Source organism: Microbacterium esteraromaticum (assembly GCF_014084045.1).
Lineage (GTDB): Bacteria > Actinomycetota > Actinomycetes > Actinomycetales > Microbacteriaceae > Microbacterium > Microbacterium esteraromaticum_D.
Map to the genome: position 1 here is coordinate 2,314,888 of NZ_CP043732.1, position 22,141 is coordinate 2,337,028.

Consider the following 22,141-nt stretch of genomic DNA (forward strand, 5'->3'; position numbering starts at 1 on the left):
CGTCTCACATCGCCTACGACGATACGAACGCAGCAGGAGGTAGGCGTGAGCGCAGCTCAGCCCGAGAAGGCCACTCTTTCGGTCGGCGACACCACAGCGGAATTCCCCGTGGTCCGCGGCACGAGCGGCATCGACAGCATCGACTTCTCCACGCTCACGCGTCAGACCGGGTACACGGGGCTCGACTACGGGTTCGTGAACACCGCGTCGACCAAGTCGGCTGTGACATTCATCGACGGCGATCAGGGCATCCTGCGCTACCGCGGATATCCGATCGAGCAGATCGCGAAGAACTGCAGCTACCTCGAGGTCGCGTGGCTGCTGATCTACGGGGAGCTGCCGACGGCGACGGAGCTGGCCGAGTTCGACGAGAAGATCCGCAGGCACACGCTGCTGCACGAAGATCTCAAGCACTTCTTCTCGGCGCTGCCGCACACCGCGCACCCGATGGCCGTGCTGTCGTCGGCGGTGGCGGCGCTGTCGACCTACTACGAGGGCCAGACCGACCCCAACAACCCCGAGCACGTCGAGCTGAACATGGTGCGCATGCTCGCGAAGCTGCCGGTGATCGCGGCGTACGCGCACAAGAAGAGCGTCGGCCAGGCCTTCCTCTACCCCGACAACTCGCTGAGCTTCGTCGACAACTTCCTCAAGCTCAACTTCGGCGTGCACAGCGAGCCGTACGAGGTCAACCCGGTGATGTCGAAGGCGCTCGAGCTGCTGCTGATCCTGCACGAGGACCACGAGCAGAACGCGTCGACCTCGACGGTCCGCCTCGTCGGCTCGACCGGCGCCAACCAGTTCGCGTCGATCTCCGCCGGCATCCAGGCCCTCTCCGGCCCGCTGCACGGCGGTGCCAACGAGGCCGTGCTGACGATGCTCGGGCAGATCCGCGACTCGGGTCAGAGCGTGCAGCGCTTCGTCGAGAGCGTCAAGAACAAGGAGGCGGGTGTGAAGCTGATGGGCTTCGGACACCGCGTCTACAAGAACTACGACCCGCGAGCCAAGCTCGTGAAGGAGGCCGCTGACGAGGTGCTCGCCGAGCTCGGCGTGACCGACCCGCTGCTCGACCTCGCCAAGGAGCTCGAGGAGATCGCGCTCGCCGACGACTACTTCCGCGAGCGTCGCCTGTACCCGAACGTCGACTTCTACACCGGTGTCATCTACAAGGCGATGGGCTTCCCCACACGCATGTTCACCGTGCTGTTCGCGATCGGTCGCCTGCCGGGCTGGCTGGCGCAGTGGCGCGAGCTGAACCTCGACCCGCAGACGAAGATCGGCCGCCCGCAGCAGCTGTACATCGGCTCGCCAGAGCGCTCGTACCCCGGGCGCTGAGCCGGGAGAGGCTCTCTGCCGCGAAGAGCCCTGACGTGAACGGCCCCGGCATCCTTCTCGGATGCCGGGGCCGTTCTGCGTCTGCGATCAGCGACGACCGGTCACCGTCCCTGCGGACGGCTGGCGCGACGCGAGCCGGCGCGCCCGCGGGCGGCACCCTGCTCGCCCTGACGCGAGTGAGCCGACGGGGCGCCGGTCTGCGTCGAGTAGCGGGTCTGGCTGCCCTGTGAGCGGGAGTGAGCGGCATCCGCCCGCCCGGCCTCGTGTCGCTGACCGCCGCTGCGGCGCTGACCGCCGTCGCCTCGATGGGCGCTGTCGGTGCGGCGGGCGGCATCGCCGCCGTTACCGCGGCCGCGGCGGCGACCGCCGTCGCGCGATGCGGGCTGCGAGGCATCCGCTGCGCCGCCCCTGGCCGCCGGCTTCGCCTTCGGCTTGTTCTGCTGCTGCGCCACCGGGACGGTCTTGATCTTCGGGGCGCGATCGCCGACGAGCTCGTCGACGATCGCCGGCGTGACGTCCTCGAGGCCCACGGTGATCTGGGCCTTGCGCAGGATGTCCTTCACGTCGCGGCGCTGCTCGGGCAGCATCAGCGTGACGACGGTTCCCGCGGCGCCGGCACGGGCGGTGCGGCCAGACCGGTGCAGGTACGCCTTGTGCTCGACGGGCGGGTCGACATGCACGACGAGCTCGACGTCATCGACGTGCACTCCGCGTGCGGCCACATCGGTGGCGACGAGCACGCGCACGCCGCCGTTCGCCGGGTCGGCGCCGAAGGCGGCGAGGTTGCGCTCGCGGGCGTTCTGACCGAGGTTGCCGTGCAGATCGACCGAGGGGATGCCGGCAGCGGTCAGCTGCTTGGCCAGCTTCTTGGCGTGGTGCTTGGTGCGCGTGAACAGGATGCGGCGTCCGGTGCCCGACGCGAGATCCTCGACGAGCTTCTTCTTGGCATCCGCGTCAGAGGCGACCAGCACGCGGTGCGTCATCTCGCCGACAGGCACGCTCGCCTCGTCGACCTCGTGGCTGACCGGGCTGCTGAGGAAGCGCTTGGCAAGCGCGTCGATGCCGCGGTCGAGCGTGGCGCTGAACAGCAGACGCTGCCCGCCTGCCGGGGTGGCGGCGAGGATACGGGTCACGCCGGGCAGGAAGCCGAGATCGGCCATGTGGTCGGCCTCGTCGAGCACGGCGATCTCCACCGCGCCGAGCGAGACGATCCCCTGCTTCATGAGGTCTTCGAGGCGGCCGGGGCAGGCCACGACGATGTCGACCCCGCCGCGGAGCGCCTGCTCCTGCGGACGCTGGCTGACGCCGCCGAACACGGTCGTGACGCGCATGCCGACGGCCTCGGCGAGCGGCTTGATGGTCGCGGCGATCTGCGTCGCCAGCTCGCGGGTCGGCGCGAGCACCAGTCCGCGGGGGCGGCCGGGCTGGCGACGGGTGCCTGATGCCGAGAGGCGGGCGACCAGGGGGAGTGCGAAGGCGATGGTCTTGCCGCTGCCGGTGCGGCCGCGTCCGAGCAGATCGCGTCCGGCGAGGGAGTCGGGAAGCGTGTCGCGCTGGATGGCGAACGGCTCGGTCTTGCCGTCGGCGGCGAGCACGTCGGCAAGCGCCGCGGGCACGCCGAGGTCGAGGAAGGAAAGCATAGGAGTATCTCCGGGAAAGGCGCAGCGGGGCTGCGGAATGGGCGACGGCGCTGGTTCACGCATCGGTTCGCCGCTCGAGGTGACCGCAGACCGGATGCCGGTGCGGAAGGGTATCGACGACGCAGACGTCTCGCTTCGCGAGGGGCGTCGGATCAACCCTAACAGCACGCGCGGGGGCGGTCCTGTGCGAACGCCCCACGACGCCGTGCGCCGGCGGGGCCCGATCAGGCGTGCAGGGCCTCGTTGAGCGTCACTCCGTGGCCGGCGCGCGCCTTCGCCTCGATGGCGCCGGTGAGGGAGTTGCGCCAGAACAGGATGCCAGGCCGGCCGGACAGCTCGGCCGCCTTCACCGAGGGCTTGCGGCCGTCGGCGTCCACCGGGCCGTCGCCGAGCACCACCTTCGAGCCGGCGGTCACGTACAGGCCCGCCTCGACCACGCTGTCGTCGCCGAGCGAGATGCCGATGCCCGCGTTGGCACCGAGCAGTGCACGCTCGCCGATCGACACGCGGTGGCTGCCGCCGCCGGAGAGCGTGCCCATGATCGAGGCGCCGGCGCCGATGTCGCTGTTCGCGCCGACCACGACACCCTGCGAGATGCGCCCCTCGACCATGGCAGGACCGAGCGTGCCTGCGTTGAAGTTCACGAATCCCTCGTGCATCACGGTCGTGCCGGGGGAGAGGTGGGCGCCGAGGCGCACGCGCGACGCGTCGGCGATGCGCACACCCTCCGGCTGCACATAGTCGGTGAGGCGGGGGAACTTGTCGAGCCCCTGCACCTGGATGCCGTGCCGCTGCAGCAGCGGACGCAGCCTGGCGGCATCGGCGGGATGCATCGGTCCGGCGTTCGTCCACGCGACGTTCGGCAGGTGGGCGAAGATGCCGTCGAGGTTGAGCTCGTTCGGGCGCACCACCAGGCGCGACAGGGCGTGCAGACGCAGATACGCGTCTGCAGTCGATGCGACCGGCGCGTCGAGGTCGATGCTGAGCTGCACGAACGCGATCGTCACACCGCGGCGCTCGTCCTCGTCGGCGAAGGCTCCCCACGTGGCGGCCGCGGCCGCGGCGTCGTCCGCCTCCTGGGTGCCGAGCCCGAGCTCGGGGTACCAGGCATCGAGGACGGTGCCGTCCGATGCGATCGTGCTCAGGCCGATGCCCCATACCGTACGTGCAGTGCTCATGCCTCTACCGTACGGGCCGCGACACCCGGCACGGGAAGATGTGACGACGTGGCTAGGCTGGGGGCATGGCGCTCGACCTGACCGCATCCTCACTCGACCTCACTCGCATCATCTGCGACATCCCCAGCGTCTCGGGCGGTGAGGCGCTGCTGGCCGACGAGATCGAGGCCGCGGTGCGCGCGTATCCGCACCTGCAGGTGGTGCGGCACGGCAACACGGTCGTCGCCCGCACGGATCTCGGCAGGGCCCAGCGCGTCGTGATCGCCGGTCACATCGACACGGTGCCGATCAATGCGAACGTGCCCACCCGCGACGTCGAGATAGACGGGGTGCCGCACCTGTGGGGCCGCGGCACCGTCGACATGAAGGCCGGCGTCGCCGTGCAGCTCAAGCTGGCCGCCGAGCTGACCGACCCCGTGGTCGACATCACGTGGATGTGGTACGACAACGAAGAGGTCGACGCCGCGCTGAACGGCCTGAACCTGCTCGCACAGGCGCGCCCCGATCTCTTCGCCGCCGACTTCGCCATCCTCGGCGAGCCCTCGGACGGACGCGTCGAGGGCGGCTGCAACGGCACGCTGCGCGCCGTCGTGCGCGTGCGCGGCGTGCGGGCTCACAGCGCACGCTCGTGGATCGGCGAGAATGCGATCCACGCCGCGGCCCCGATCCTCTCGCGTCTCGCCGAGTATCGTGCGAGAGAGGTCGAGGTCGAGGGTCTGGGCTACCGCGAGGGGCTGAACGCCGTGAGCATCCGGGGAGGCGTCGCGGGCAACGTGATTCCCGACCTGTGCGAGGTCGACGTGAACTACCGCTTCGCGCCGAACAAGAGCGTCGCGGACGCCGAGGCGCACGTGCGCTCGGTGTTCGCAGGATTCGAGGTCGACATCGTCGACGCCGCCGGTGGCGCGCGACCCGGTCTCGATGCGCCGATCGCGCAGCAGTTCCTCTCGGCGGTCGGAGGCGAGGCCCATGCGAAGTACGGCTGGACCGACGTCGCGCGATTCTCGGCCATGGGGGTTCCCGCCGTGAACTACGGTCCCGGTGACCCGCACCTCGCGCACCACGACGAGGAGCGTGTGCCCGTCTCGCAGATCGAGGACGTCGAACGCGGGCTGCGCGCGTGGCTCAGCGCGTCCTGATCCGAGGACTTCGCGGCTGGCAGCGGATGCCGGTCGCCGGCCGCATCGCGGTCATCTACCTGCTCTCGCGATTGGTGACGACAGGGTTCTTCGCCCTGGCCGCCGCCGGATCGAGTGCGAGCTCGCGTTTCGGCGCCCAGCCCGACCTGGGCGACTACGTGCTCGGCTGGGATGCGCAGTGGTACTGGACCGTCGCCGTCTTCGGCTACCCCGCTGTGCTCCCGGTGAACGAAGCGGGGCAGGTGATCGAGAACGCCTGGGCGTTCATGCCGGTGTACGCGTACCTCGCGCGGTTCGTCGGTCTTGGCGACTGGGGTGCGGGGGCGCTGATCGTGTCGCTCGTCGCCGGTTTCCTCGCGTGCCTCGCCCTGCATCGGCTGCTGAGGCCGCGGATAGGCGCCTCTGCGGCACTGTGGGCTGTCGCGTTCTTCGCAAGCGGCCCCTTGGCGGCGCTGTTCCAGGTGGGGTACGCCGAGAGCCTGTTCGTGCTGCTGCTGCTGGTCGCCATCGACTTGGCATCCAGGCATCGCTACGGCTGGCTGTGCCTGGTGATCCCGGCGATGGGGTTCACCAGACCCGGGGTGCTGGCCTTCGCGCTGTTCCTCGGGCTGCACGGCATCTCCCGGTGGGTGGCGAGGCACCGGGATCCGCTGCCCCCATCCCACGTCGTGCACATCGTCGCGCTCGGAGGGCTGGCGACCGCAGTCGGCTTCTCCTGGCAGGTGATCGCCGCGGTCGTCACCGGCGATCCGGGGGCCTACCTCGAGACCGAGCTGTCGTGGCGCCGCAACTGGCTGGCAGAGCCCGGTGCTCATTTCATCCCGTTCGAGGGATTCGTGCGCGGCGCCGAGTTCTGGGCGACGCAGTGGGGGATGCCGGCCTGGGCGGGCTGGGTGATCCTGGCGGCGCTGGTGGTAGCCACGGGCCTCGCCCTGCTGCGCGCGCGCCCCGTGCGCAGGCTCGGTGCGGACATCCGGCTATGGGGCGCCAGCTACGTGCTGTACCTGCTCGCGGTGTTCTTCCCTCAGTCGAGCACGTTCCGCCTGCTGCTCCCGCTCACCCCCTTCACCGGGGCGCTGGCCGTGCCGCGCTCACGGGTGTACCGGTGGGGGATGCTGCTCGTGTGCCTGCTGCTGCAGTGGCTGTGGATCCTTGCGATGTACGGCTCGGCGCAGACCTACTGGCAGGTGCCGTGACCTCCCGATGACGCGCGGACGCCGAACCTGGGAGCCTACCGATAAACTTGATCCATACCACCGAGGGAAAGGGTGCCACGATGGCAGCGATGAAGCCGAGGACCGGCGACGGACCGATGGAGGCCGTGAAGGAGGGGCGACTCATCATCGTGCGGGTTCCGCTCGAGGGCGGCGGCCGACTGGTCGTCTCCGTGAACGACGCAGAGGCGAAGGAGCTTCACGACGTGCTGGCAGCCGTCGTGAACGCCTGACCGGCTGAGAAGAGGGGCGGTGGATCTTCGGATCCACCGCCCCTCTTCTGCGTTCTCGGGCCCGCGCCCCGCCTATTCGGCGATGCGGGTCAGCTGCAGCAGCCCCTCGCCCACGGTCGACAGCGCGGCGAGCACCGCCTGGGACTCCTGGGTCTCCTGCACCAGCGATCGATAGGCCGTGGTCACCGCGTCGCGCTGGACGGGGTCGGCCACCTTGCCGCCGTGCAGCACGCGCGGCACGAGCACGAGCCCGCCGGTGCGCACGAGGCGCAGGCCGTGTTCGACGTACTCGATGACGTTCTCTGCGTCCGCGTCGATCAGGACGATGTCGTAGGCGCCCTCGTTCATACGAGGCAGCACGTCGGCAGCGCGACCCGTGATGAACCGGCCGCGTGCGGCGGGGATGCGCGCATCGGCGAACGCCTGGCGCGCGGCGGCGAGGTGCTCGGGCTCGTTGTCGATCGTGGTCAGCACAGCCTGGGGCGCGCCGCGAAGAAGCCACAGGCCCGAGACGCCGGCGCCGGTGCCGATCTCGACGATCGACCTGGCAGCGGTCGCCGCAGCGAGCACGGCGCACTGGGCTCCGACGGCGGGGCTGATCGGAGCGGCTCCGAGTTCCAGCGCGTGGGCGCGCGCTCGGGCGATCGCGGCGGGTTCCACGATGGTCTCGCGCGCGAATCGGGCGTTCGCGTCGTGCTCGCTCATGGGGTCTCTCCTTGCAGAAGGTCGTGATCACAAGCGTAAGCGGCCATGGCGGATCACAAGGGGAGGCGCGGCGGGTAGCCTGGGGGGATGGAACTGGGGTTGACCTTCGACAAGCTGCTGCTGATCGGTCTTGTCGCTGTCATCATCATCGGCCCTGAGCGACTGCCGAAGGCGGCTGAGACGTTCGCGAGGTTCGTGCGCCGTGCGGGGGAGTACCTGCGCGAGACGAAGAGCAAGATGCGCGACGAGCTCGGGCCCGAGATCGACGAGGTCGACTGGCGCAAGCTCGATCCTCGGCAGTACGACCCGCGGCGGATCATCCGCGATGCGCTGTTCGAGGAGCCGGAGTTCGATGCGGCGCCCGCTCCCGCGGCCACCGCTGTGGCCACCGATCCTGTCGCCCCGGCGCGGCCGCCCATGACCCGCACGCACTTCTCGCGGCAGACACCGCCGCCGTTCGACGCCGAAGCCACCTGAGTCGGCGCCGCGCGGTCGCGCCGCTCAGCGCAGGCGCAGCGGCAGAGCTCGGCCGGAGAGGCCCCGCCCGCGGTGAGCGATGCGCTCGGCCAGCCCGGTGATGGCGCGGGCCGCCGCATCGTCGGGTTCGCCGAGCACGACCGGCACGCCCTCGTCGCCGCCGCGGCGCAGTGCAGGGCTGAGCGGGATGGATGCCAGCAGCGGCACCTCATCGCCGTCGGCACTGAGCGCCTGGGCGACCTCGGCTCCTCCGCCCTCGCCGAACAGGTCGAGGAGGGTGCCGTCCGGAAGGGCGTATGCCGCCATGTTCTCGATCACGCCGATGACCCGCTGACCCGTCTGCCTGGCGACCAGCCCGCTGCGGATCGCCACGTCGGCCGCCGCCGGCTGCGGTGTGGTCACGACGAGCACTTCGGCGTGCGGAAGGATCTGGCCGATCGAGATCGCGATGTCTCCCGTCCCCGGGGGCATGTCGATCAGCAGCACGTCGAGGTCGCCGAAGAACACGTCGGTGAGGAACTGCTGCACGGTGCGGTGCAGCATAGGCCCGCGCCATGCGACAACCGCTTCCCCGTCACGCAGGAACATGCCGATCGACACGGTCTTCACATCGTGTGCGACGGGCGGCAGCATGAGGTCGTCGATGCGCGTCGGCTGGGTGCCGGGAGCGATCCCGAGCAGCCCGGGTATCGAGAAGCCGTGCACATCCGCATCCACCAGTCCGACCCGCAGACCCTGACGGGCGAGCGCGACGGCGAGGTTCGCGGTGACGGTCGACTTCCCGACGCCGCCCTTGCCGCTGGAGACGAGGATGACGCGGGTGAGGGAGTCGGCTCCGAACGGCATCTGTCGGGCGGGCCGCCCTTCGCGCAGCTTCTCGGTGAGCGCTCGGCGCTCGTCGGGGGTCATGACGCCCACCTCGACGGAGACCTCGCCGATGCCGGGGACGGATGCCGCGGCATCCCGCACATCCTGCTCGATGCGCTGGGCGGCGGGACAGCCGACGATCGTGAGCACGATCCCCACCTGCGCGAAGTCGCCCTCGACGGCGATGTCACGCACCATGTCGAGGTCGCCGATCGGGCGCCGCAGCTCGGGGTCGGTGACCGCCGAGACCGCCACACGCACCCGGTCAGCGAGCGTCATGGCTGTTCTCTGGCGCGCCCTCGTCGTCGCCCCGTTCGGCGAGCAGCGCCTTCAGCTCCTGGCGCAGCACGTCGCGGGTGACCTGCTGGTTCGAGCGCTCCTCGAGAGCCATGCGCAGAGCCACGATCTCCCTGGCGAGGTACTCGGTGTCGGCCAGGTTGCGCTCCGCGCGCTGGCGGTCCTGCTCGATCTGCACCCGGTCGCGGTCGTCCTGCCGGTTCTGCGCGAGCAGGATCAGGGGGGCGGCGTACGAGGCCTGCAGCGACAGCATGAGGGTGAGCGCGGTGAAGCCGAGTGCCGCGTCGTCGAAGCGCAGATGACGGGGCATCAGGGTGTTCCAGACGATCCACGCGAGGCAGAACAGCGTCAGGATGACGAGGAAGGCGGGCGTGCCCATGGCGCGGGCGACCCACTCGGTGAAGCGACCGAACCTGTCGCGTGACGGCGCCTGCGCGCGCGTGGCGCCGCGGGTGCCGGGGGTGTCCAGACGCGCCGTGCGCGAGGCGCGCGCCATCATCGTGCGCTCGCCGTCGGCTCGTCGGCGTCGTGCGTGCGCCAGTCGTCGGGCAGCAGGTAGTCGAGCACGTCGTCGACGCTGATGGCACCGACCAGGCGGTGCGCGCTGTCGATCACGGGCAGCGAGACGAGGTCGTAGCTGGCGAGCATGCGGGCCACCTCGGCGGCGGATGCGGTGACGGCGACCGGCTCCACGGAGTCGTCGAGGATCGCGCCGAGCCGCTCGTGCGGGGGATAGCGCAGCATCTTCTGGAAGTGCACGACGCCCAGCAGCCGTCCTGTCGGGGTCTCGAACGGCGGGAGGGTGACGAACACGGCCGCTGCCAGCGCCGGATGCAGCTCGTGGCGGCGGATCAGCGCGAGCGCCTCGGCGACCGTCGCATCCGCCGACAGGATGATCGGCTCGGGCGTCATCAGGCCGCCGGCGGTGTCGGCGCCGTAGCGCAGCAGCATCCTGACGTCCTCGGCCTCTTCCGGGTCCATGAGAGCGAGCAGGTGCTCGAGTCGCTCGGGGGGCAGCTGAGCGAGGAGGTCGGCCGCATCGTCGGGTTCCATCTCGTCGAGCACGTCGGCGGCGCGCTCGTCGCCGAGCCGATCGAGGATGCCCACCTGGTCGTCCTCGGGCATCTCCTCGAGCGCGTCGGCGAGACGCTCGTCGGGGAGCTCCTCTGCCACCTCGATGCGGCGCTCCTGTGGAAGGTCGAGCAGGGTGGTGGCGAGGTCGGCGGCGTGCATCTCGGAGTATGTGGCGACCAGCTGCTCGGCGGACTGCGACTCGCCGGGCTCGCGCAGCTCGGCGACCTCGTTCCACGCGGCGAACGCGGTCGGGCCCTTGGCGAACGGCGACGCGCTGGTCTTGGCCTTGCGGAGGAAGAGCTGGGTGATGCCCCACTCGCCGTGGCGGTCCTGCTCGATCGCGACGTCCTCGACGACCGCGGTTCCGCCGCCGTCGGTGAGGCTCACCCGCCGGCCGAGGAACTCGGCGACCACCCGGACCTCACCGGGCCGGGGCTGGAACCGGCGCACGTTGATGAGGCCTGTGCTGATGACCTGACCCGATCGGATGGAGGTGACGCGCCCGATCGAGAGGAAGACGTGGCGGCGACCGGGGATCTCGATCACCAGGCCGATAACGCGCGGTGAGGCCGTCTTGCGATAGACGATGACGACATCGCGGACCTTGCCGAGACGATCGCCCACGGGATCGAACACGGCGCAACCAGCCAGACGTGCGACGAAGACCCGTTGTGTGCTCACCGTTCCAGCGTAGTCCGCACGCCCCGTGTCGTCCTGGCGGGTGACGGCTCATCGCCGACGATGGGACAATGGCCGGATGAGCATGCTGAATCGACCGGGAAACGGGACCGACCTCGGTGAGGTGATCGCCTCGACGAAGGACTACGAGGCGGCCCAGAAGATCGTGTCGAAGCTGATCGCCGGTGAGGTGCCGGCCCGCGACATCGCCATCGTGGGCGAGGGCGTCCGCACGGTGGAGAGGGTCACCGGCAAGCTCGGCTACGCCGCCGCCGCGCGCTCGGGAGCCACGAACGGCGTGCTGATCGGCCTGCTGCTCTCGGCGATCATGCTCTTCGGCACGCCCGACGCCCCGATCTCGCTGTTCCTCGGCTTCCTGCTCATCGGCGTCGCACTCGGCATGATCATGAGCCTGGTCACGTATTCGATCGTGCGCCGCCGTCGTGACTTCGCGAGCATGATGCAGATGCTCGCCGACCACTACGAGGTGCGTGTGCAGCCCGCCTCTCTGGTGAAGGCTCGCGGCGTCGTCGGGCCCGAGCGCCCCCAGACGGTGCGCCCGCCCGTCGACCTCAGCGAGCCGCCCCGATACGGCGAGCGCGTTCCGCCGGCCGGACAGACCGGAGGTCCCGCGCCGCAGAGCCCGGCGTCGCAGCCGTCGGTGACTGAGCCCGCTCCGTCGTCGCCGACTCCGGCGTCGCCGACTCCGGCGTCGCCGACTCCGGTGCGGCCGGCTCCGGCTCCTGGCTCCGACGACGGGCCGGTGATCCCTCCGAAGCCGCCGCTCCCCGGTGCAAAGCCTTCGGCACCCCGAACTCCGTCCGACCCGACGACAGAGTCGGGGCCGGCATCCGACGCCGACGGCGACGAGCCGACCGAGTCGCGATGACCGCGACGAGCGCTCCGGCGACGGGTGCGTCGGCCTGGGCGCTGGGGCTGCTCGTGCTGCTGCCGATCCCCCTTCTGGGCCCGCTCGCCGCCGGCGGCGGGATGATCGCCGCCTACGGGTCGCTGTCACGGCAGGGGCCGCTGGCGAAGCGGAACGCCGCCGCGGCGCGCTCCTGGGGTCGGCTGTTCCTGTTCGTCTCGACGGCTCTGCTCGTGGTGCAGCTGGTGGTGGGGCTGGTGCGGATGACGCAGCCGAGCGCTCCGGCCACCGGCTTCTTCCCGCAGGGCATCCCGATCACGCTGTACGTCATCGTGTGCGTCGTGCATCTGGTGGTGGTCATCGTCGCACTGCGCACGGCGCGCCGTGGGGAGTTCGTTCGGGTACCGTTCGTGAGGAGTCTCTGATGGGCATCGTGGTGGAGCTGCCTGCCGGTGCGGTCACGGTGACGACGGCTTGGGCGGAGCCGGACGGACCCTCGCGCGGTGTCGTCGCGATCGCGCACGGTGCGGGCGCCGGCATGGATCACCCGTTCCTGATCGGTTTCGCCGATGCGCTGCGCGTCGAGGGCTTCACGACGATGCGGTTCAACTTCCCCTACGTGGAGGCCGGAAGGCGGATGCCAGGACCAGCGGCGCATGCGATGCTCACCTGGCGCGCCGTGGTGTCGTCCATACGCGAAGAGCGTCCCGACGCGTCGGTGTGGGCGTGCGGGAAATCGTACGGCGGACGGATGGCGTCGATGGCAGCGGCAGAGGGGCTGGAGGTCGACGGGCTCGTCTATCTCGGCTACCCGCTGCATCAGCCGGGCAAGCCCGAGAAGCCGCGCATCGAGCATCTGCCTGCCGTTCGTCCGCCACAGCTGTTCGTCGAGGGCACGAACGACCCGTTCGTGCAGCCGCTGTCGCAGCTCGAGGAAGCGATGGCCTCGTGTCAGGACGCCCGGATCGCCTGGATCGACGGGGGTGGTCACTCGTTCGAGGTGAAGGGCCGCAAGAGGCCGGCTGAGGTGGTCGGTGCGGGGCTTGCGCCGCTGGTCGCGGAGTTCATCGCGGATGTCGGCCGCGACTGACGGTGATGCGATGAGCGTCGGGCTCCATCACGTCGAGGTATGGCTTGCCGGCGATGCCGCCGCGGGCGGATGGCCATGGCTGCTCGAGCGTCTCGGCTTCGTGCGCGTGCAGAGCTGGGCGGATGGCGAGTCCTGGTCGGCGGGCGGAGCGTATCTCACGCTGACCCGATCGCCGACTCTGTCGGCGGATCGTCACGATCGGCGCCGCCCAGGGGTGAACCATCTGGCATTTCATGGTGGATCGCGGGGCGAGGTCGACGCACTGATGGAGGTGGCGCCGCAGCACGGATGGTCTCCGCTGTACGCGGATCGCTACCCGCATGCCGGCGGCGAGGCTCACTACGCCGGCTGGCTGGAGAATTCGGCGGGGTTCAAGGTCGAGGTCGTTGCGCGTGCGAACAGCGCAGCAGGGGGCGCGGCGGACGCCGTCGCTGATAGTGCCTCCGCAGGTTCGCGGATGCTCGATGAGACGTGGCTGTCGATGGCGGCAGCTGGGCTGTCGTCCGTCTCGTCGGATGCCCGAGAAGCGGCGCTCGACGCGCTGTGCGAGGCGGTCGCCTCGGGGCGGCTCGACGATCGTCTGGTCGCACTGATAGAGCGGCGGCTGCTCGCTCTCGAGGTCGGACTCGGCGAGGACACCGGTGATTCGGTCTTCGGGCGGTCGTTCTCGGCCCTGGTGCTGGGCGCGTGTGTCGCCCGTACGAATGTCCTGGGCCTGCGTGACGGCATCGATCGCTGGTGTGCGGCTTTCGTGCGCTGGTTCGTCGCCGAGCGAGACGTGCGAGGCTACGTCGAGGGGCGGGGCTGGGCGCATGCGATTGCGCATGGAGCGGATGCGTGGGGCGAATTCGCGCGATTCGGATGGCGCGACGCGGGGATACGGGAGCTGCTGCGTGACGCCGTGATCGAGCGTGCGATGGCGGCGACAGGTCCGTGGACAGCCGGTGAGGCCGACCGCATCGCTCTCGCGATCTCGTCCGTGCCGGGAGCTGCGGCCGGGATCGCGGAGCGGTTGAACTCGGCGGTCGCCGGCGCACAACGAGGCGCAGCCGACCCGTATGCGCAGACGTTCAACGCAGAGCAGCTGCTGCGTGCGCTGCTGCTGCAGGCGGAACCGGGATCGCCCGTGGATACGGCCATCAGGCGCGGCGTGCAGGAGCGGTACCCCCACCTTCAGGGCGGGAGCTGACGGCACTCGCCAGACGGGATGTCTGCTGACGGACGAGAGGCCGTGCTCGATGGTCGGGCTACGGGCTCGCAGACGTGCCGGGTGCTGCGCCGCGCGCGGACGGCCGATGCAGCGCCTCGACCAGCGAGTGCGCAACCGCGAGAATCACCTGCTGAGCGCCGCGGCCGGAGTACCCCTGCGTGCAGATCGCGAGCACGCGGAACTCGTCGCTGCCTGGCGTGCCGATGAATGCGACGTCATGCCTGATCTCGTCGTCCCATCCGCTCTTCGAGCCCCAGGCGAGGCCCGCGGGGAGCACTTCGGCGATGATCGGCACGCGCTGAGCGCGCAGCAGCCCCACCATGAGATCGCGAGAGGCCTGTGTGAGTGCCTCGCCGCTCGTCACGGCGAGCATGAGCTGTGCGAGGTCGAGCGCCGAGGCTGCATGCGTGAAGCCCGCGCGCTTCGCCGCGGCGTCGCAGATGAGGCGGGTGACGCGCACGCCCGGCACGCCGAGCCGCGCGCACGCCTCGCGCACGGCGTCGAGCCCGCGCACGCCGACCGGAGCCTCGCTGCCCCCGGAGGAGGCGCCGAGGGCCTCGATGATCAGATTGGTCGCCTCGTTCGATGAGACAGTGAGCATCCGCTCGAGGCACCAGCTGAGGCTGACCGGTGTGCCGTCGGCGGGCATCCCCGGGTCGAGCTCGTCGGGCTCGAGCTCGAAGTCGATGTGCGCCGCACCCGGAATCCTGCTGGCGAATCGTCGCGAGCTCGGCACCGCACGCTCAAGGCTCATCGTGCCGCCTTCGACCGCGAACAGGAGCGCCGCTGCCACTGCGAGCTTGATCGTGCTCGCCGCGTAGAACTCTCGCCGCTCGTCGTACGCGCCGCACGTCTCGCCGGCGCCGTTCAGCAACGCGTAGGAGACGTGCGGTTCGGTCATCCCTCGACTCTCAGCGTGCTGCGATCGCGGTGTCGTTGAGCAGAGCCGAAGCGAGCGCCTGAATCGCAGCCGCTCCCTGTTCGTAGGTGTACGCGCGCGTGCAGATACCGAGGCAGTACATCGTGCCGTTCAGTTCGACGAAGGCGAAGTCGTGGGCGATGCCGTCGATTCCGCCGCCCTTGCTCCCGGTGTCGACGACTCCGCCGGTCTTTGCCGCGATGTCGGTGGCGACCGCGCTGATCCTCGGGTTCTCGCGTCGCCGCAGCAGCTCCTTGGCGTACTCGGTCCACTCGGGGTCGAGCAGGTCTCCGCGAACGAGCGACGCCATGAGGCGGGCGAGTCCGAGGGCGGAGGCCCGGTTCGTGACCCCTGCCTCGAGGCCTGCGGCGTCTGAATACGGGCGATCCATGCCGGTGTCCGGCACCCCCGCGTCGAGGAAGACCTGAGCGACCTTCTCCGCGCCGAGTTCTTCGAACAGGATGTTGGTGGCGCAGTTCGCGCTCACCGTGACCATGCGCTCGATCACGCGGGCGCGTGTGACGATGTCGCCGGGCACGCCGAGACCCTCGTCGGTCTCCTCTGCCCGCATGACGAAGCGCCCCGCCTCGGGAAGGATGCTGGCGAATTCGTGGGTGACCTCCTTCTCCTCGTCCAGCCTCCACGCGCCGCTCTGCAGCTCGCGCAGCGCGGCGACCATGACGCCGACTTTGACGGTCGATGCCGAATAGTAGGGGCGTTCGGCGTCGTACTGACGAAGGATCGTGCCGTCACGATCGACCAGGGCGTACGAGACCATCGGGATTCCATCGGAGTAGGGGGTGACGAGGCCCCCGGTCTCCTCGTTCAGTCCGGTGTCGGGGAGTTCCGTCATGAGCGTGCCTTCCGTGAGTGGGTTCGTGTGGGAGGAGTCAGAGGTTGAGGAGGAAATCGCTGAGGATCCGCTGCCCGCCATTCACCGAGGCGACGGGAACGCGCTCGTCGATGCCGTGCAGCCCCGCGAGCCGACGGCCCTCGGGATCGGCGGTGAGCGGCACGAATCCGAAGCACTCGATGCCCAGCTTTCTGAACGACTTGGAATCAGTGCCGCCGCCCATGCAGTACGGTACGACGACGCCGTCGGGGTCATGCCGCAGCACGGCTTCGCGCATCGCTGCGAACCACGGTGATCCGGAGGAGAAGTCGGTCGGCTCGCCCGGGTCCGTGATCGTGAACGCGACGTCGGGGCCGATGAGCTCGGCAAGTGCGGCTCGCGTCGATTCGAAGGAGCCGGGAACGCATCGGACGTCGACTTCGGCCTCGGCGACGCCCGGAACGACGTTGACCTTGTAGCCCGCGCGCAGCACGGTGGTCGTCGACGAGCAGCGGCTGGTGACACGCGCCACCTCGCCGGCCTCGCCCATCCGGTCGATGGCTTCGGTCACCCCGGCCTCGCTGCCGAGATCGACCTGGTAGCCGAGCGCCGCGTTCGTGCTGGTGATGTACTCGCGAACCGTGTCGCCGAGCTCGAGCGGCCACTGGTGGGTGTTGATCCGGTTGGTCGCCGCGAGCAGCTTGGTGACGGCGCTGTCGGGGCAGGGGCGGGACCCGTGACCCGAGGTCCCCTCAGCGCGAAGGTGTGCGTGCAGCGTGCCGCGCTCGGCCACGGCGATGGGGTAGAGCATCACGGTGCCGCCGTCGGCAGCGGTCAGCGGGGTGGCGTGCCCGCCTGATTCGCCGATCGAGGCGCCGATCCCGGCGAACAGCTCAGGGTGCGTCTCGACCAGCCAGCCCGCGCCCCAGTCACCGCGAGCCTCTTCGTCTGCGACGAATGCGAAGACGATGTCGCGCTGCGGCGAGATGCCGAGGCTCGCCCACTCGAGCAGGGTCGCCACCATCATCGCGACCATGTCCTTCATGTCCACCGCTCCGCGCCCGTAGATGTATCCGTCGCTGATCCTGCCCTCGAAGGGAGGCACCGACCACTGCTCCGGCTCCGCCGGAACGACATCGAGATGGCCGTGCACCACCATGCCGGGAAGCGAGCGATCCGTGCCCGGCACGCGGATCACGGTGGAGGCCCGATGCGGTTCGCGCGCGTAGAGCTCGGGGGAGTACCCGGCGTCGCGAAGCAACCGGGCGATCTCCTCGGCGAGCGGTGTCTCGCCCGTGCTCTCTCCTGATCCGAAGTTCGACGTGTCGAACTGAATGAAATGGGCGCACAACTCCGCTGGCGTCATCGCCTGAGGCACTCGCGAACCGTCCTCTCTGAGGCTCGAACCGGTGAACACCGCTTCCGATGGGTGGGAGCAGCTCCTCTCAGAGCCTAGCTATATCCGTACCGTATGTCATCAGGTGTATGCCAGAGTTTTGATGTTTTTTCGCCTTGTGTGCCTTTCTTACGATTCGTAAACTTGCTTCATGAATGAGATGAGGGATCGCTCGACCGCGCTCGCACCGCTCGGCGAGGGCGCTCGTTGCGCGTTGATCAGCCCTTCCGGGCCACCCGTCCCTGGTGCGGTCGACGAGGGGGAGGCGCTGCTGCGATCCTGGGGGCTCGAGCCGGTGCTCGGCGCGCACGCGCTCGATCGCCACGAACGCGCCTCGGGTTACCTCGCGGGAAGCGATGCCGACCGGGCGGCCGACCTCAGTCGGGCCTGGACGGACCCGTCCATCGAGGGCATCTTCTGCCTGCGCGGGGGCTACGGGGCCATTCGCCTGCTCGATCACCTCGACACCGAGGCGCTCGCCGCAGCGACGCCGAAGCCGCTCTACGGCTCGTCCGATATCACCGCACTGCACGAGTTCTGGCAGCAGCGGCTCGGGGTCCCCACCTGGTTCACGCCGATGATCGCCACGAGAGACCTGCTCGACTCGCCCGGCAACGTCACCGCGCTGCACGCAGCGGTGATGGGGGAGCGGCGCTGGGAGCTGGCCAGTGACGATGAGACGGCGACCCTCGTGTCAGGAGAAGCGAGGGGCGAGGTGACCGGCGGCAATCTGAGTCTGCTCGCGATGAGCACCGGATCGCACCCCTCGGTCGTCGGCCGCGCCGAGGGGCGCATCGTGCTGCTCGAAGAGATCCACGAGTCACCGTATCGACTCGACGGCCTCATGCAGATCCTGCTCCGCTCGGGGTACTTCGACGGTGCCGTCGGCGTCGGTCTCGGCACGTGGGTGGATTGCGGCCCGCTCGACGAGATCCGCGCCCTCATGACCGAGCTGCTGACCCCGCTGGGAATCCCTGTCGTCTGGGGTCTGCGATTCGGTCATGGTCCCGACGTGTCCTCGTTCCCGATCGGGCGCGGAGTGACCGCGACGCTCACTGCGGACGAGCAGCCGGCGCTCGCGTTCGACTGAGTGCGGCTTTCACCCGTCGTTTCGCGGCGGCCTACGGGTCGAGCCGCACCGACTCGTCGAGATCGAGCAGCGCGTCTCCCAGCAGGTGCAAGCGCACCGTGAAGTCGTCGACCGCAGTGCGGGCAGGGTCTTCGGGCGGCATCCGATCGCCCATCGCGAAGACACCGAAGACGAGCTCTGCGCCGCCGACGGTGCGCACGACTCCCGCGAGCGAATGCACCGAACCGATATAGCCGGTCTTCGCGCGCAGCGCGTCGCCGATGATCGTGTTCTCGCCGACGAACCGTTTCACGTACATCGTGCCGTTCGGGCCGGTGCGGGTCAGCCGGTCGTCGAGCAGCCCGAGCGCTCCCTCGCGCAATCGTGCCCGCCGCAGCAGATCGACCACGGTGCGCGCCGGCACGCGGATCCCCGCGCTCATGCCCGAGCCGTCGAGCAGTTCGACGCCGTCGATCGGCACGCCGTACTCGGCGAGCACACCTCGCAACTTCTCGCCGACCTCATCGAAGCCCGGGCCCGAGCCGAGGGCGATCGCCGAGAGCTTCGCGAGCGCCTCGGCGAGCGCGTTGTCCGAGGTCTTCAGGCACTCGCGCACCAGCGCCTCGACAGGCCGCGATTCGACAGAGGCGAGCACCTCGGCTCCGACAGGAGCGGTGCCCCGCGCGAGCTCGGGGGATCCGCCGAGAAACGCCGCGAAGGCCTCGCCGGCCCTGCCGGTGGGATCGGCGCCCCGGGCGCCCTCGTCGGATGCGGGATCGTCGCGGTCGCCGTCGGTCTGCAGCGATGAGATCAGCGGAACGTCGCCGTTCGGGTCGCGATCCTCTTGTTCCCACTGATCATCCCGCCACTCGCCACCCGCGAACAGCGAGTCGTCGAGGACGATGCGCACAGGCGGAGTGCCGCCGAGCGCTTCGAGAGTGCGGCGGGCGAGCTCGTCGAGGCGCGGGGGATCGGTGTAGTAGGTGGCGCCGTCGCCGGGAACGCGACTGAGCGTGACATCGCCGCCCCCGACGAGCACGACCTCGCCCGGCACGGCTCCGCGCACGACCCGTGTGGCGATCCGATGGTCTGGTCCGAGCACGTGCAGTGCGGCGGCGCAGGTGATCGTCTTCATGACGCTCGCGGTCTCCGCGGGCAGATCCGCGGCCCGCTCCAGCAGGGGCCGACCGCTCTCCGCCTCGACCACCAGGATGCGGGCCGCTCCGAGGCGCGGATCCATGGCCTGCCTGCGCAGGTCGTCGAGCGCTCCGGTGCCCGTCGTGTCGTCGGCCCTGCGATCCTCGGTCATCGTCTCTGAGCTCATGCGCTGGCCCCTTTCGCTATCGGGTCACCAATGGTGGGCACGGCGTCGAGAAGCTGCCTGGTGTAGTCGTGCTGCGGTCGGAGCAGCACCTCTTCGGCCGCTCCGCTCTCGACGATCCGGCCGCGGTGCATCACCAGGACCCGGTCGGCGATGTTCCATGCCACGCCGAGGTCGTGCGTGATGACCAGGCAGCCGAGGGCGAGATCTCCCTTGAGGCGCAGCAGCAGCGCGAGGATCTCTCCGCGCACTGAGGCGTCGAGCGAGGCGACCGGCTCGTCGGCGATCAGGTACTCCGGCTCGAGCGCGAGCGCACCGGCGATGACGACGCGCTGCCGCTGACCGCCCGAGAGCTCGCTCGGCAGCTTCGAGAGGAATCGCTCCGGCGGGGTGAGTTCGGCAGCGATCAGGGCCTGGCGCACCCGCTCTCGCTCGTCGCCCTCGAGGCGCTGCACGCGAATGCCCTCGGCGATGATCTCGTAGACGGTGTGCTTCGGGTTCAGGGCCGACATCGGATCCTGCAGCACGAACTGCACCGCGCCTCGGTACGCCCGCAGCTCCCGGGTCTTGCGACCGAGCGGCTCGCCGCGGTAGCGCACGCTGCCGCCGGTAGGGGCCTGCAGCCCGAGCACCGTGCGCACGAGGGTGGTCTTGCCTGAGCCCGACTGCCCGACGAGCACCGTGATCTCGCCCGTCTTGCAGCTGAGGTCGACGCCATCGACGGCGCGCACATCGCCGATTCGCGTGTGGAACTGCACCTCGAGTCCGTCTGCGCTGAGGATCTCCTCGCCGACGTTCGTGGGCACCACGCGGATCGCCGCCGTCTCACCCGGCTCGCTCTGCTTGCGGCTGGTCGGGTTGAGCCGGCTCTTCGCGTCTCCGATCACCGGCACCGCGTCGGTGAGCGCCCGGGTGTGCGGGTGCTTCGGGTTGGTGAGAATCTCGCGCGACGGGCCGCTCTCGACGATCTCGCCGTGGTACATGACGGCGATCTCGTCGCAGGTCTTCGCGAGCACCGAAAGGTCGTGCGTGATCATGAGCAGCGAGAGGCCGCGCTCCTCGACAAGACGAGTCAGCAGATTCAGCACGCGCTCCTGCACGATGACGTCGAGCGCGGTGGTCGGCTCATCGGCGATGATCACCTCCGGGTCGCAGGCGAGCGCCATCGCGATCATGATGCGCTGCTTCTGCCCCCCGGAGAGCTCGTGCGGGTAGGCGTCGATCGAGTGCGAGGGCAGGTCGACCTGTTCGAGCAGGGCCTCGACCTCGGTGCGATACGCATCGCGGCCGGGCCTGCCGCCTTTCGGATCGTGGATGCGCATCGCCTCGGCGATCTGGCGGCCGACCCGCTGCACCGGGTTCAGCGAGTGCATCGCGCCCTGGAAGACGATCGATGCCTCCTTCCAGCGCACGGCCCGCACCTTGCCCCAGCTCAGCTCGTTGACCTTCTGATCGCCGAGCAGGATATCGCCGGTGACGGTGGCGCTGTCGGGGAGCAGGCGGAGCGCCGACATGATGAGCGTGGACTTGCCCGAGCCGGATTCGCCGGCGATGCCGAGGGTGCCACGTCGGGGGAGCGTCAAGCTCACGTGCTTGACGGCTTCGAAGTCGATCGGCGCTCCCGCCTCGTCGCGGGTGCGGTACGAGATCGAGACGTCGTCGAATTGCAGTGCGTGCATCAGCGGTCTCCCAGCGTCGGGTTCACTACGGTTTCGAGCGCGCGGCTCACCAGGGTGAAAGCGAGAACTACGAACAGGATGGCGAGGCCCGGGATCACGATGAGCCACCAGAAGCCGGCGACCGCGGCCCCGCTGCCCAGCGCCTGCTGCAGGATGGTGCCCCAGGAGATGCCGCCGCCGCTGATTCCGAGGAAGGCGAGGGTCGCCTCCGAGATGATGGCGATGCCGACCGCAAGCGAGGTGTTCGCGAGGACGAGCGGCATCACGCCCGGCAGGATGTGCCGCCAGGTGATGTGGCTCTGCGATGCTCCCAGCGCGCGAGCCCGTTCGACGTACCCTCGCGACTCGAGCGAGAGGGTCTGCGCGCGGATCATGCGAGCTGTGCCTGCCCAGGAGGTCACGCCGATCGCCACGATGATCGTGAAGCTGCTCGGCCCGAGGATCGCGCCGAGCACGATCGCGAGCACGAGGCCGGGAATGATGAGGAAGAAGTCGATGACGCGCATGACGATCGCCGCTCGCCATCCGCGCATGGTGCCGGCGAGCAGGCCCATCAGCGTGCCGATCACGGTCGACATGAGCGTGGCGGCCGCGCCGACGGTGAGCGAGGTGCGGGCTCCCCAGACCATGAGAGGCAACAGGGATCGGCCGAGATAGTCGGTGCCGAACGGGAACTCCGCCGACGGCGGCTGGAACGGTGCGCCTGTCGCCTTCGTCGGATCAAGTGTCGAAGCGTCGAAGAGCGTCGAGGCGAAGATGGCGAGCAGCACCACGACGATCATCACGATCAAGCCGACGACGCCGCCGGGCTGCTTGGCGAATGCCCGCCAGTTCGCGCGGGCGGCGTCGAGACGACGCCTCCTGGCGAGCTGACGTGCGCTGGAGGTTGCGACGACGGCGGTATCCACTGACACGTCTGC

At 69.7% G+C, this 22,141-nt stretch carries 22 protein-coding genes and 1 pseudogene; 11 read left to right on the forward strand and 12 right to left on the reverse strand.

The window, feature by feature from the left end:
- The first annotated feature begins 45 nt into the window (after nt 1-45).
- Nucleotides 46-1,335: a citrate synthase gene (locus FVO59_RS10930; RefSeq protein WP_182252665.1), complete on the forward strand. Its 1,290-nt coding sequence runs from the start codon at nt 46-48 to the stop codon at nt 1,333-1,335.
- Nucleotides 1,336-1,436: 101 nt separating this feature from the next.
- On the opposite strand, the gene FVO59_RS10935 is transcribed toward FVO59_RS10930, so the two are convergent.
- Both FVO59_RS10935 and dapD read right to left on the reverse strand, forming a co-directional pair.
- Nucleotides 1,437-2,975 (reverse strand): DEAD/DEAH box helicase, encoded by a 1,539-nt coding sequence (locus FVO59_RS10935; protein WP_182252666.1) that lies wholly within the window; start codon nt 2,973-2,975, stop codon nt 1,437-1,439.
- A 224-nt stretch (nt 2,976-3,199) separates the two neighbouring features.
- A complete protein-coding gene (gene dapD / locus FVO59_RS10940; RefSeq protein WP_182252667.1) occupies nt 3,200-4,153 on the reverse strand; it encodes a 2,3,4,5-tetrahydropyridine-2,6-dicarboxylate N-succinyltransferase in 954 nt (317 codons plus the stop codon).
- A 65-nt stretch (nt 4,154-4,218) separates the two neighbouring features.
- Between dapD and dapE the strand changes: the two genes are divergently transcribed.
- From dapE to FVO59_RS10955, 3 genes are all read left to right on the forward strand, one after another.
- The gene (dapE, locus tag FVO59_RS10945) at nt 4,219-5,292 is read left to right on the forward strand and encodes a succinyl-diaminopimelate desuccinylase (RefSeq protein WP_182252668.1); all 1,074 of its coding nucleotides are present in this window, start codon (nt 4,219-4,221) and stop codon (nt 5,290-5,292) included.
- The gene (locus FVO59_RS10950; protein ID WP_259363172.1) at nt 5,274-6,488 is read left to right on the forward strand and encodes a putative hexosyltransferase; all 1,215 of its coding nucleotides are present in this window, start codon (nt 5,274-5,276) and stop codon (nt 6,486-6,488) included. The genes dapE and FVO59_RS10950 overlap by 19 nt, the downstream gene beginning before the upstream one ends.
- A gap of 80 nt (nt 6,489-6,568) precedes the next feature.
- Entirely contained in the window at nt 6,569-6,739 is a 171-nt protein-coding gene (locus FVO59_RS10955) for a DUF3117 domain-containing protein (protein ID WP_182252669.1), read from the forward strand.
- Nucleotides 6,740-6,811: 72 nt separating this feature from the next.
- On the opposite strand, the gene FVO59_RS10960 is transcribed toward FVO59_RS10955, so the two are convergent.
- The gene (locus tag FVO59_RS10960) at nt 6,812-7,444 is read right to left on the reverse strand and encodes an O-methyltransferase (RefSeq protein ID WP_182252670.1); all 633 of its coding nucleotides are present in this window, start codon (nt 7,442-7,444) and stop codon (nt 6,812-6,814) included.
- 87 nt (nt 7,445-7,531) lie between these two features.
- On the opposite strand from FVO59_RS10960, the gene FVO59_RS10965 reads away from it, so the two are divergent.
- Nucleotides 7,532-7,921: a twin-arginine translocase TatA/TatE family subunit gene (locus FVO59_RS10965; protein ID WP_182252671.1), complete on the forward strand. Its 390-nt coding sequence runs from the start codon at nt 7,532-7,534 to the stop codon at nt 7,919-7,921.
- 24 nt (nt 7,922-7,945) lie between these two features.
- Here FVO59_RS10965 and FVO59_RS10970 read toward each other — a convergent pair whose 3' ends face one another.
- Genes FVO59_RS10970 through FVO59_RS10980 form a run of 3 tightly spaced genes read right to left on the reverse strand, consistent with a single transcriptional unit; the run spans nt 7,946 to nt 10,840 of the window.
- Nucleotides 7,946-9,067 (reverse strand): Mrp/NBP35 family ATP-binding protein, encoded by a 1,122-nt coding sequence (locus FVO59_RS10970; protein ID WP_182252672.1) that lies wholly within the window; start codon nt 9,065-9,067, stop codon nt 7,946-7,948.
- Entirely contained in the window at nt 9,054-9,581 is a 528-nt protein-coding gene (locus tag FVO59_RS10975) for a DUF1003 domain-containing protein (RefSeq protein WP_182256728.1), read from the reverse strand. Before FVO59_RS10975 ends, FVO59_RS10970 begins: the two co-directional genes overlap by 14 nt.
- Nucleotides 9,581-10,840 carry a magnesium transporter MgtE N-terminal domain-containing protein gene (locus tag FVO59_RS10980; RefSeq protein ID WP_182252673.1) on the reverse strand — a complete coding sequence of 420 codons (1,260 nt, stop codon included), beginning with the start codon at nt 10,838-10,840 and terminating at the stop codon, nt 9,581-9,583. The genes FVO59_RS10975 and FVO59_RS10980 overlap by 1 nt, the downstream gene beginning before the upstream one ends.
- Nucleotides 10,841-10,916: 76 nt before the next feature.
- On the opposite strand from FVO59_RS10980, the gene FVO59_RS10985 reads away from it, so the two are divergent.
- The 5 genes and pseudogenes from FVO59_RS10985 to FVO59_RS16570 all read left to right on the forward strand — a co-directional run bounded on the left by FVO59_RS10985 (nt 10,917) and on the right by FVO59_RS16570 (nt 13,984).
- The gene (locus tag FVO59_RS10985; RefSeq protein WP_259363173.1) at nt 10,917-11,726 is read left to right on the forward strand and encodes a YflT domain-containing protein; all 810 of its coding nucleotides are present in this window, start codon (nt 10,917-10,919) and stop codon (nt 11,724-11,726) included.
- Nucleotides 11,723-12,130 carry a DUF4870 domain-containing protein gene (locus FVO59_RS10990; RefSeq protein ID WP_182252674.1) on the forward strand — a complete coding sequence of 136 codons (408 nt, stop codon included), beginning with the start codon at nt 11,723-11,725 and terminating at the stop codon, nt 12,128-12,130. Before FVO59_RS10985 ends, FVO59_RS10990 begins: the two co-directional genes overlap by 4 nt.
- Nucleotides 12,130-12,795, forward strand: a complete 666-nt coding sequence (locus FVO59_RS10995; RefSeq protein ID WP_182252675.1) for an alpha/beta hydrolase family protein — start codon at nt 12,130-12,132, stop codon at nt 12,793-12,795. Before FVO59_RS10990 ends, FVO59_RS10995 begins: the two co-directional genes overlap by 1 nt.
- A gap of 10 nt (nt 12,796-12,805) precedes the next feature.
- Nucleotides 12,806-13,186: pseudogene (locus tag FVO59_RS16565) on the forward strand (VOC family protein); the annotation flags it as partial.
- A gap of 90 nt (nt 13,187-13,276) precedes the next feature.
- Nucleotides 13,277-13,984, forward strand: coding sequence for a DUF2785 domain-containing protein (locus FVO59_RS16570; RefSeq protein WP_259363545.1), 708 nt, complete (start codon nt 13,277-13,279; stop codon nt 13,982-13,984).
- Between the two features lie 58 nt (nt 13,985-14,042).
- On the opposite strand, the gene FVO59_RS11005 is transcribed toward FVO59_RS16570, so the two are convergent.
- Genes FVO59_RS11005 through FVO59_RS11015 form a run of 3 tightly spaced genes read right to left on the reverse strand, consistent with a single transcriptional unit; the run spans nt 14,043 to nt 17,122 of the window.
- Complete coding sequence (locus tag FVO59_RS11005; protein WP_182252677.1) at nt 14,043-14,906, reverse strand: serine hydrolase; 864 nt, start codon at nt 14,904-14,906, stop codon at nt 14,043-14,045.
- A 10-nt stretch (nt 14,907-14,916) separates the two neighbouring features.
- Entirely contained in the window at nt 14,917-15,777 is an 861-nt protein-coding gene (locus FVO59_RS11010) for a serine hydrolase (protein ID WP_182252678.1), read from the reverse strand.
- Between the two features lie 37 nt (nt 15,778-15,814).
- Nucleotides 15,815-17,122 carry a M20/M25/M40 family metallo-hydrolase gene (locus tag FVO59_RS11015; RefSeq protein WP_182252679.1) on the reverse strand — a complete coding sequence of 436 codons (1,308 nt, stop codon included), beginning with the start codon at nt 17,120-17,122 and terminating at the stop codon, nt 15,815-15,817.
- A gap of 181 nt (nt 17,123-17,303) precedes the next feature.
- On the opposite strand from FVO59_RS11015, the gene FVO59_RS11020 reads away from it, so the two are divergent.
- Entirely contained in the window at nt 17,304-18,242 is a 939-nt protein-coding gene (locus FVO59_RS11020; protein ID WP_182252680.1) for a S66 peptidase family protein, read from the forward strand.
- Between the two features lie 31 nt (nt 18,243-18,273).
- Here the strand turns inward: FVO59_RS11020 and FVO59_RS11025 are convergent, their stop codons facing one another.
- Genes FVO59_RS11025 through FVO59_RS11035 form a run of 3 tightly spaced genes read right to left on the reverse strand, consistent with a single transcriptional unit; the run spans nt 18,274 to nt 22,135 of the window.
- Nucleotides 18,274-19,545, reverse strand: a complete 1,272-nt coding sequence (locus tag FVO59_RS11025) for a D-alanyl-D-alanine carboxypeptidase/D-alanyl-D-alanine-endopeptidase (protein WP_182252681.1) — start codon at nt 19,543-19,545, stop codon at nt 18,274-18,276.
- Nucleotides 19,542-21,221, reverse strand: a complete 1,680-nt coding sequence (locus FVO59_RS11030) for an ATP-binding cassette domain-containing protein (RefSeq protein WP_182252682.1) — start codon at nt 21,219-21,221, stop codon at nt 19,542-19,544. The genes FVO59_RS11025 and FVO59_RS11030 overlap by 4 nt, the downstream gene beginning before the upstream one ends.
- Nucleotides 21,221-22,135: an ABC transporter permease gene (locus tag FVO59_RS11035; protein WP_182252683.1), complete on the reverse strand. Its 915-nt coding sequence runs from the start codon at nt 22,133-22,135 to the stop codon at nt 21,221-21,223. The genes FVO59_RS11030 and FVO59_RS11035 overlap by 1 nt, the downstream gene beginning before the upstream one ends.
- Nucleotides 22,136-22,141 lie beyond the last annotated feature (6 nt).

Coding starts and splice junctions, on each gene's coding strand:
- FVO59_RS11025 (WP_182252681.1), bottom strand. CDS start 19,545: ATGAGCTCAGAGACGATGACCGAGGATCGCAGGGCCGACGACACGACG.
- FVO59_RS11020 (WP_182252680.1), top strand. CDS start 17,304: ATGAATGAGATGAGGGATCGCTCGACCGCGCTCGCACCGCTCGGCGAG.
- FVO59_RS10955 (WP_182252669.1), top strand. CDS start 6,569: ATGGCAGCGATGAAGCCGAGGACCGGCGACGGACCGATGGAGGCCGTG.
- FVO59_RS10995 (WP_182252675.1), top strand. CDS start 12,130: ATGGGCATCGTGGTGGAGCTGCCTGCCGGTGCGGTCACGGTGACGACG.
- FVO59_RS10965 (WP_182252671.1), top strand. CDS start 7,532: ATGGAACTGGGGTTGACCTTCGACAAGCTGCTGCTGATCGGTCTTGTC.
- FVO59_RS16570 (WP_259363545.1), top strand. CDS start 13,277: ATGGCGGCAGCTGGGCTGTCGTCCGTCTCGTCGGATGCCCGAGAAGCG.
- FVO59_RS11005 (WP_182252677.1), bottom strand. CDS start 14,906: ATGACCGAACCGCACGTCTCCTACGCGTTGCTGAACGGCGCCGGCGAG.
- FVO59_RS10990 (WP_182252674.1), top strand. CDS start 11,723: ATGACCGCGACGAGCGCTCCGGCGACGGGTGCGTCGGCCTGGGCGCTG.
- dapD (WP_182252667.1), bottom strand. CDS start 4,153: ATGAGCACTGCACGTACGGTATGGGGCATCGGCCTGAGCACGATCGCA.
- FVO59_RS10935 (WP_182252666.1), bottom strand. CDS start 2,975: ATGCTTTCCTTCCTCGACCTCGGCGTGCCCGCGGCGCTTGCCGACGTG.
- FVO59_RS10985 (WP_259363173.1), top strand. CDS start 10,917: ATGAGCATGCTGAATCGACCGGGAAACGGGACCGACCTCGGTGAGGTG.
- dapE (WP_182252668.1), top strand. CDS start 4,219: ATGGCGCTCGACCTGACCGCATCCTCACTCGACCTCACTCGCATCATC.
- FVO59_RS10970 (WP_182252672.1), bottom strand. CDS start 9,067: ATGACGCTCGCTGACCGGGTGCGTGTGGCGGTCTCGGCGGTCACCGAC.
- FVO59_RS11030 (WP_182252682.1), bottom strand. CDS start 21,221: ATGCACGCACTGCAATTCGACGACGTCTCGATCTCGTACCGCACCCGC.
- FVO59_RS11015 (WP_182252679.1), bottom strand. CDS start 17,122: ATGACGCCAGCGGAGTTGTGCGCCCATTTCATTCAGTTCGACACGTCG.
- FVO59_RS10975 (WP_182256728.1), bottom strand. CDS start 9,581: ATGGCGCGCGCCTCGCGCACGGCGCGTCTGGACACCCCCGGCACCCGC.
- FVO59_RS11010 (WP_182252678.1), bottom strand. CDS start 15,777: ATGACGGAACTCCCCGACACCGGACTGAACGAGGAGACCGGGGGCCTC.
- FVO59_RS10960 (WP_182252670.1), bottom strand. CDS start 7,444: ATGAGCGAGCACGACGCGAACGCCCGATTCGCGCGCGAGACCATCGTG.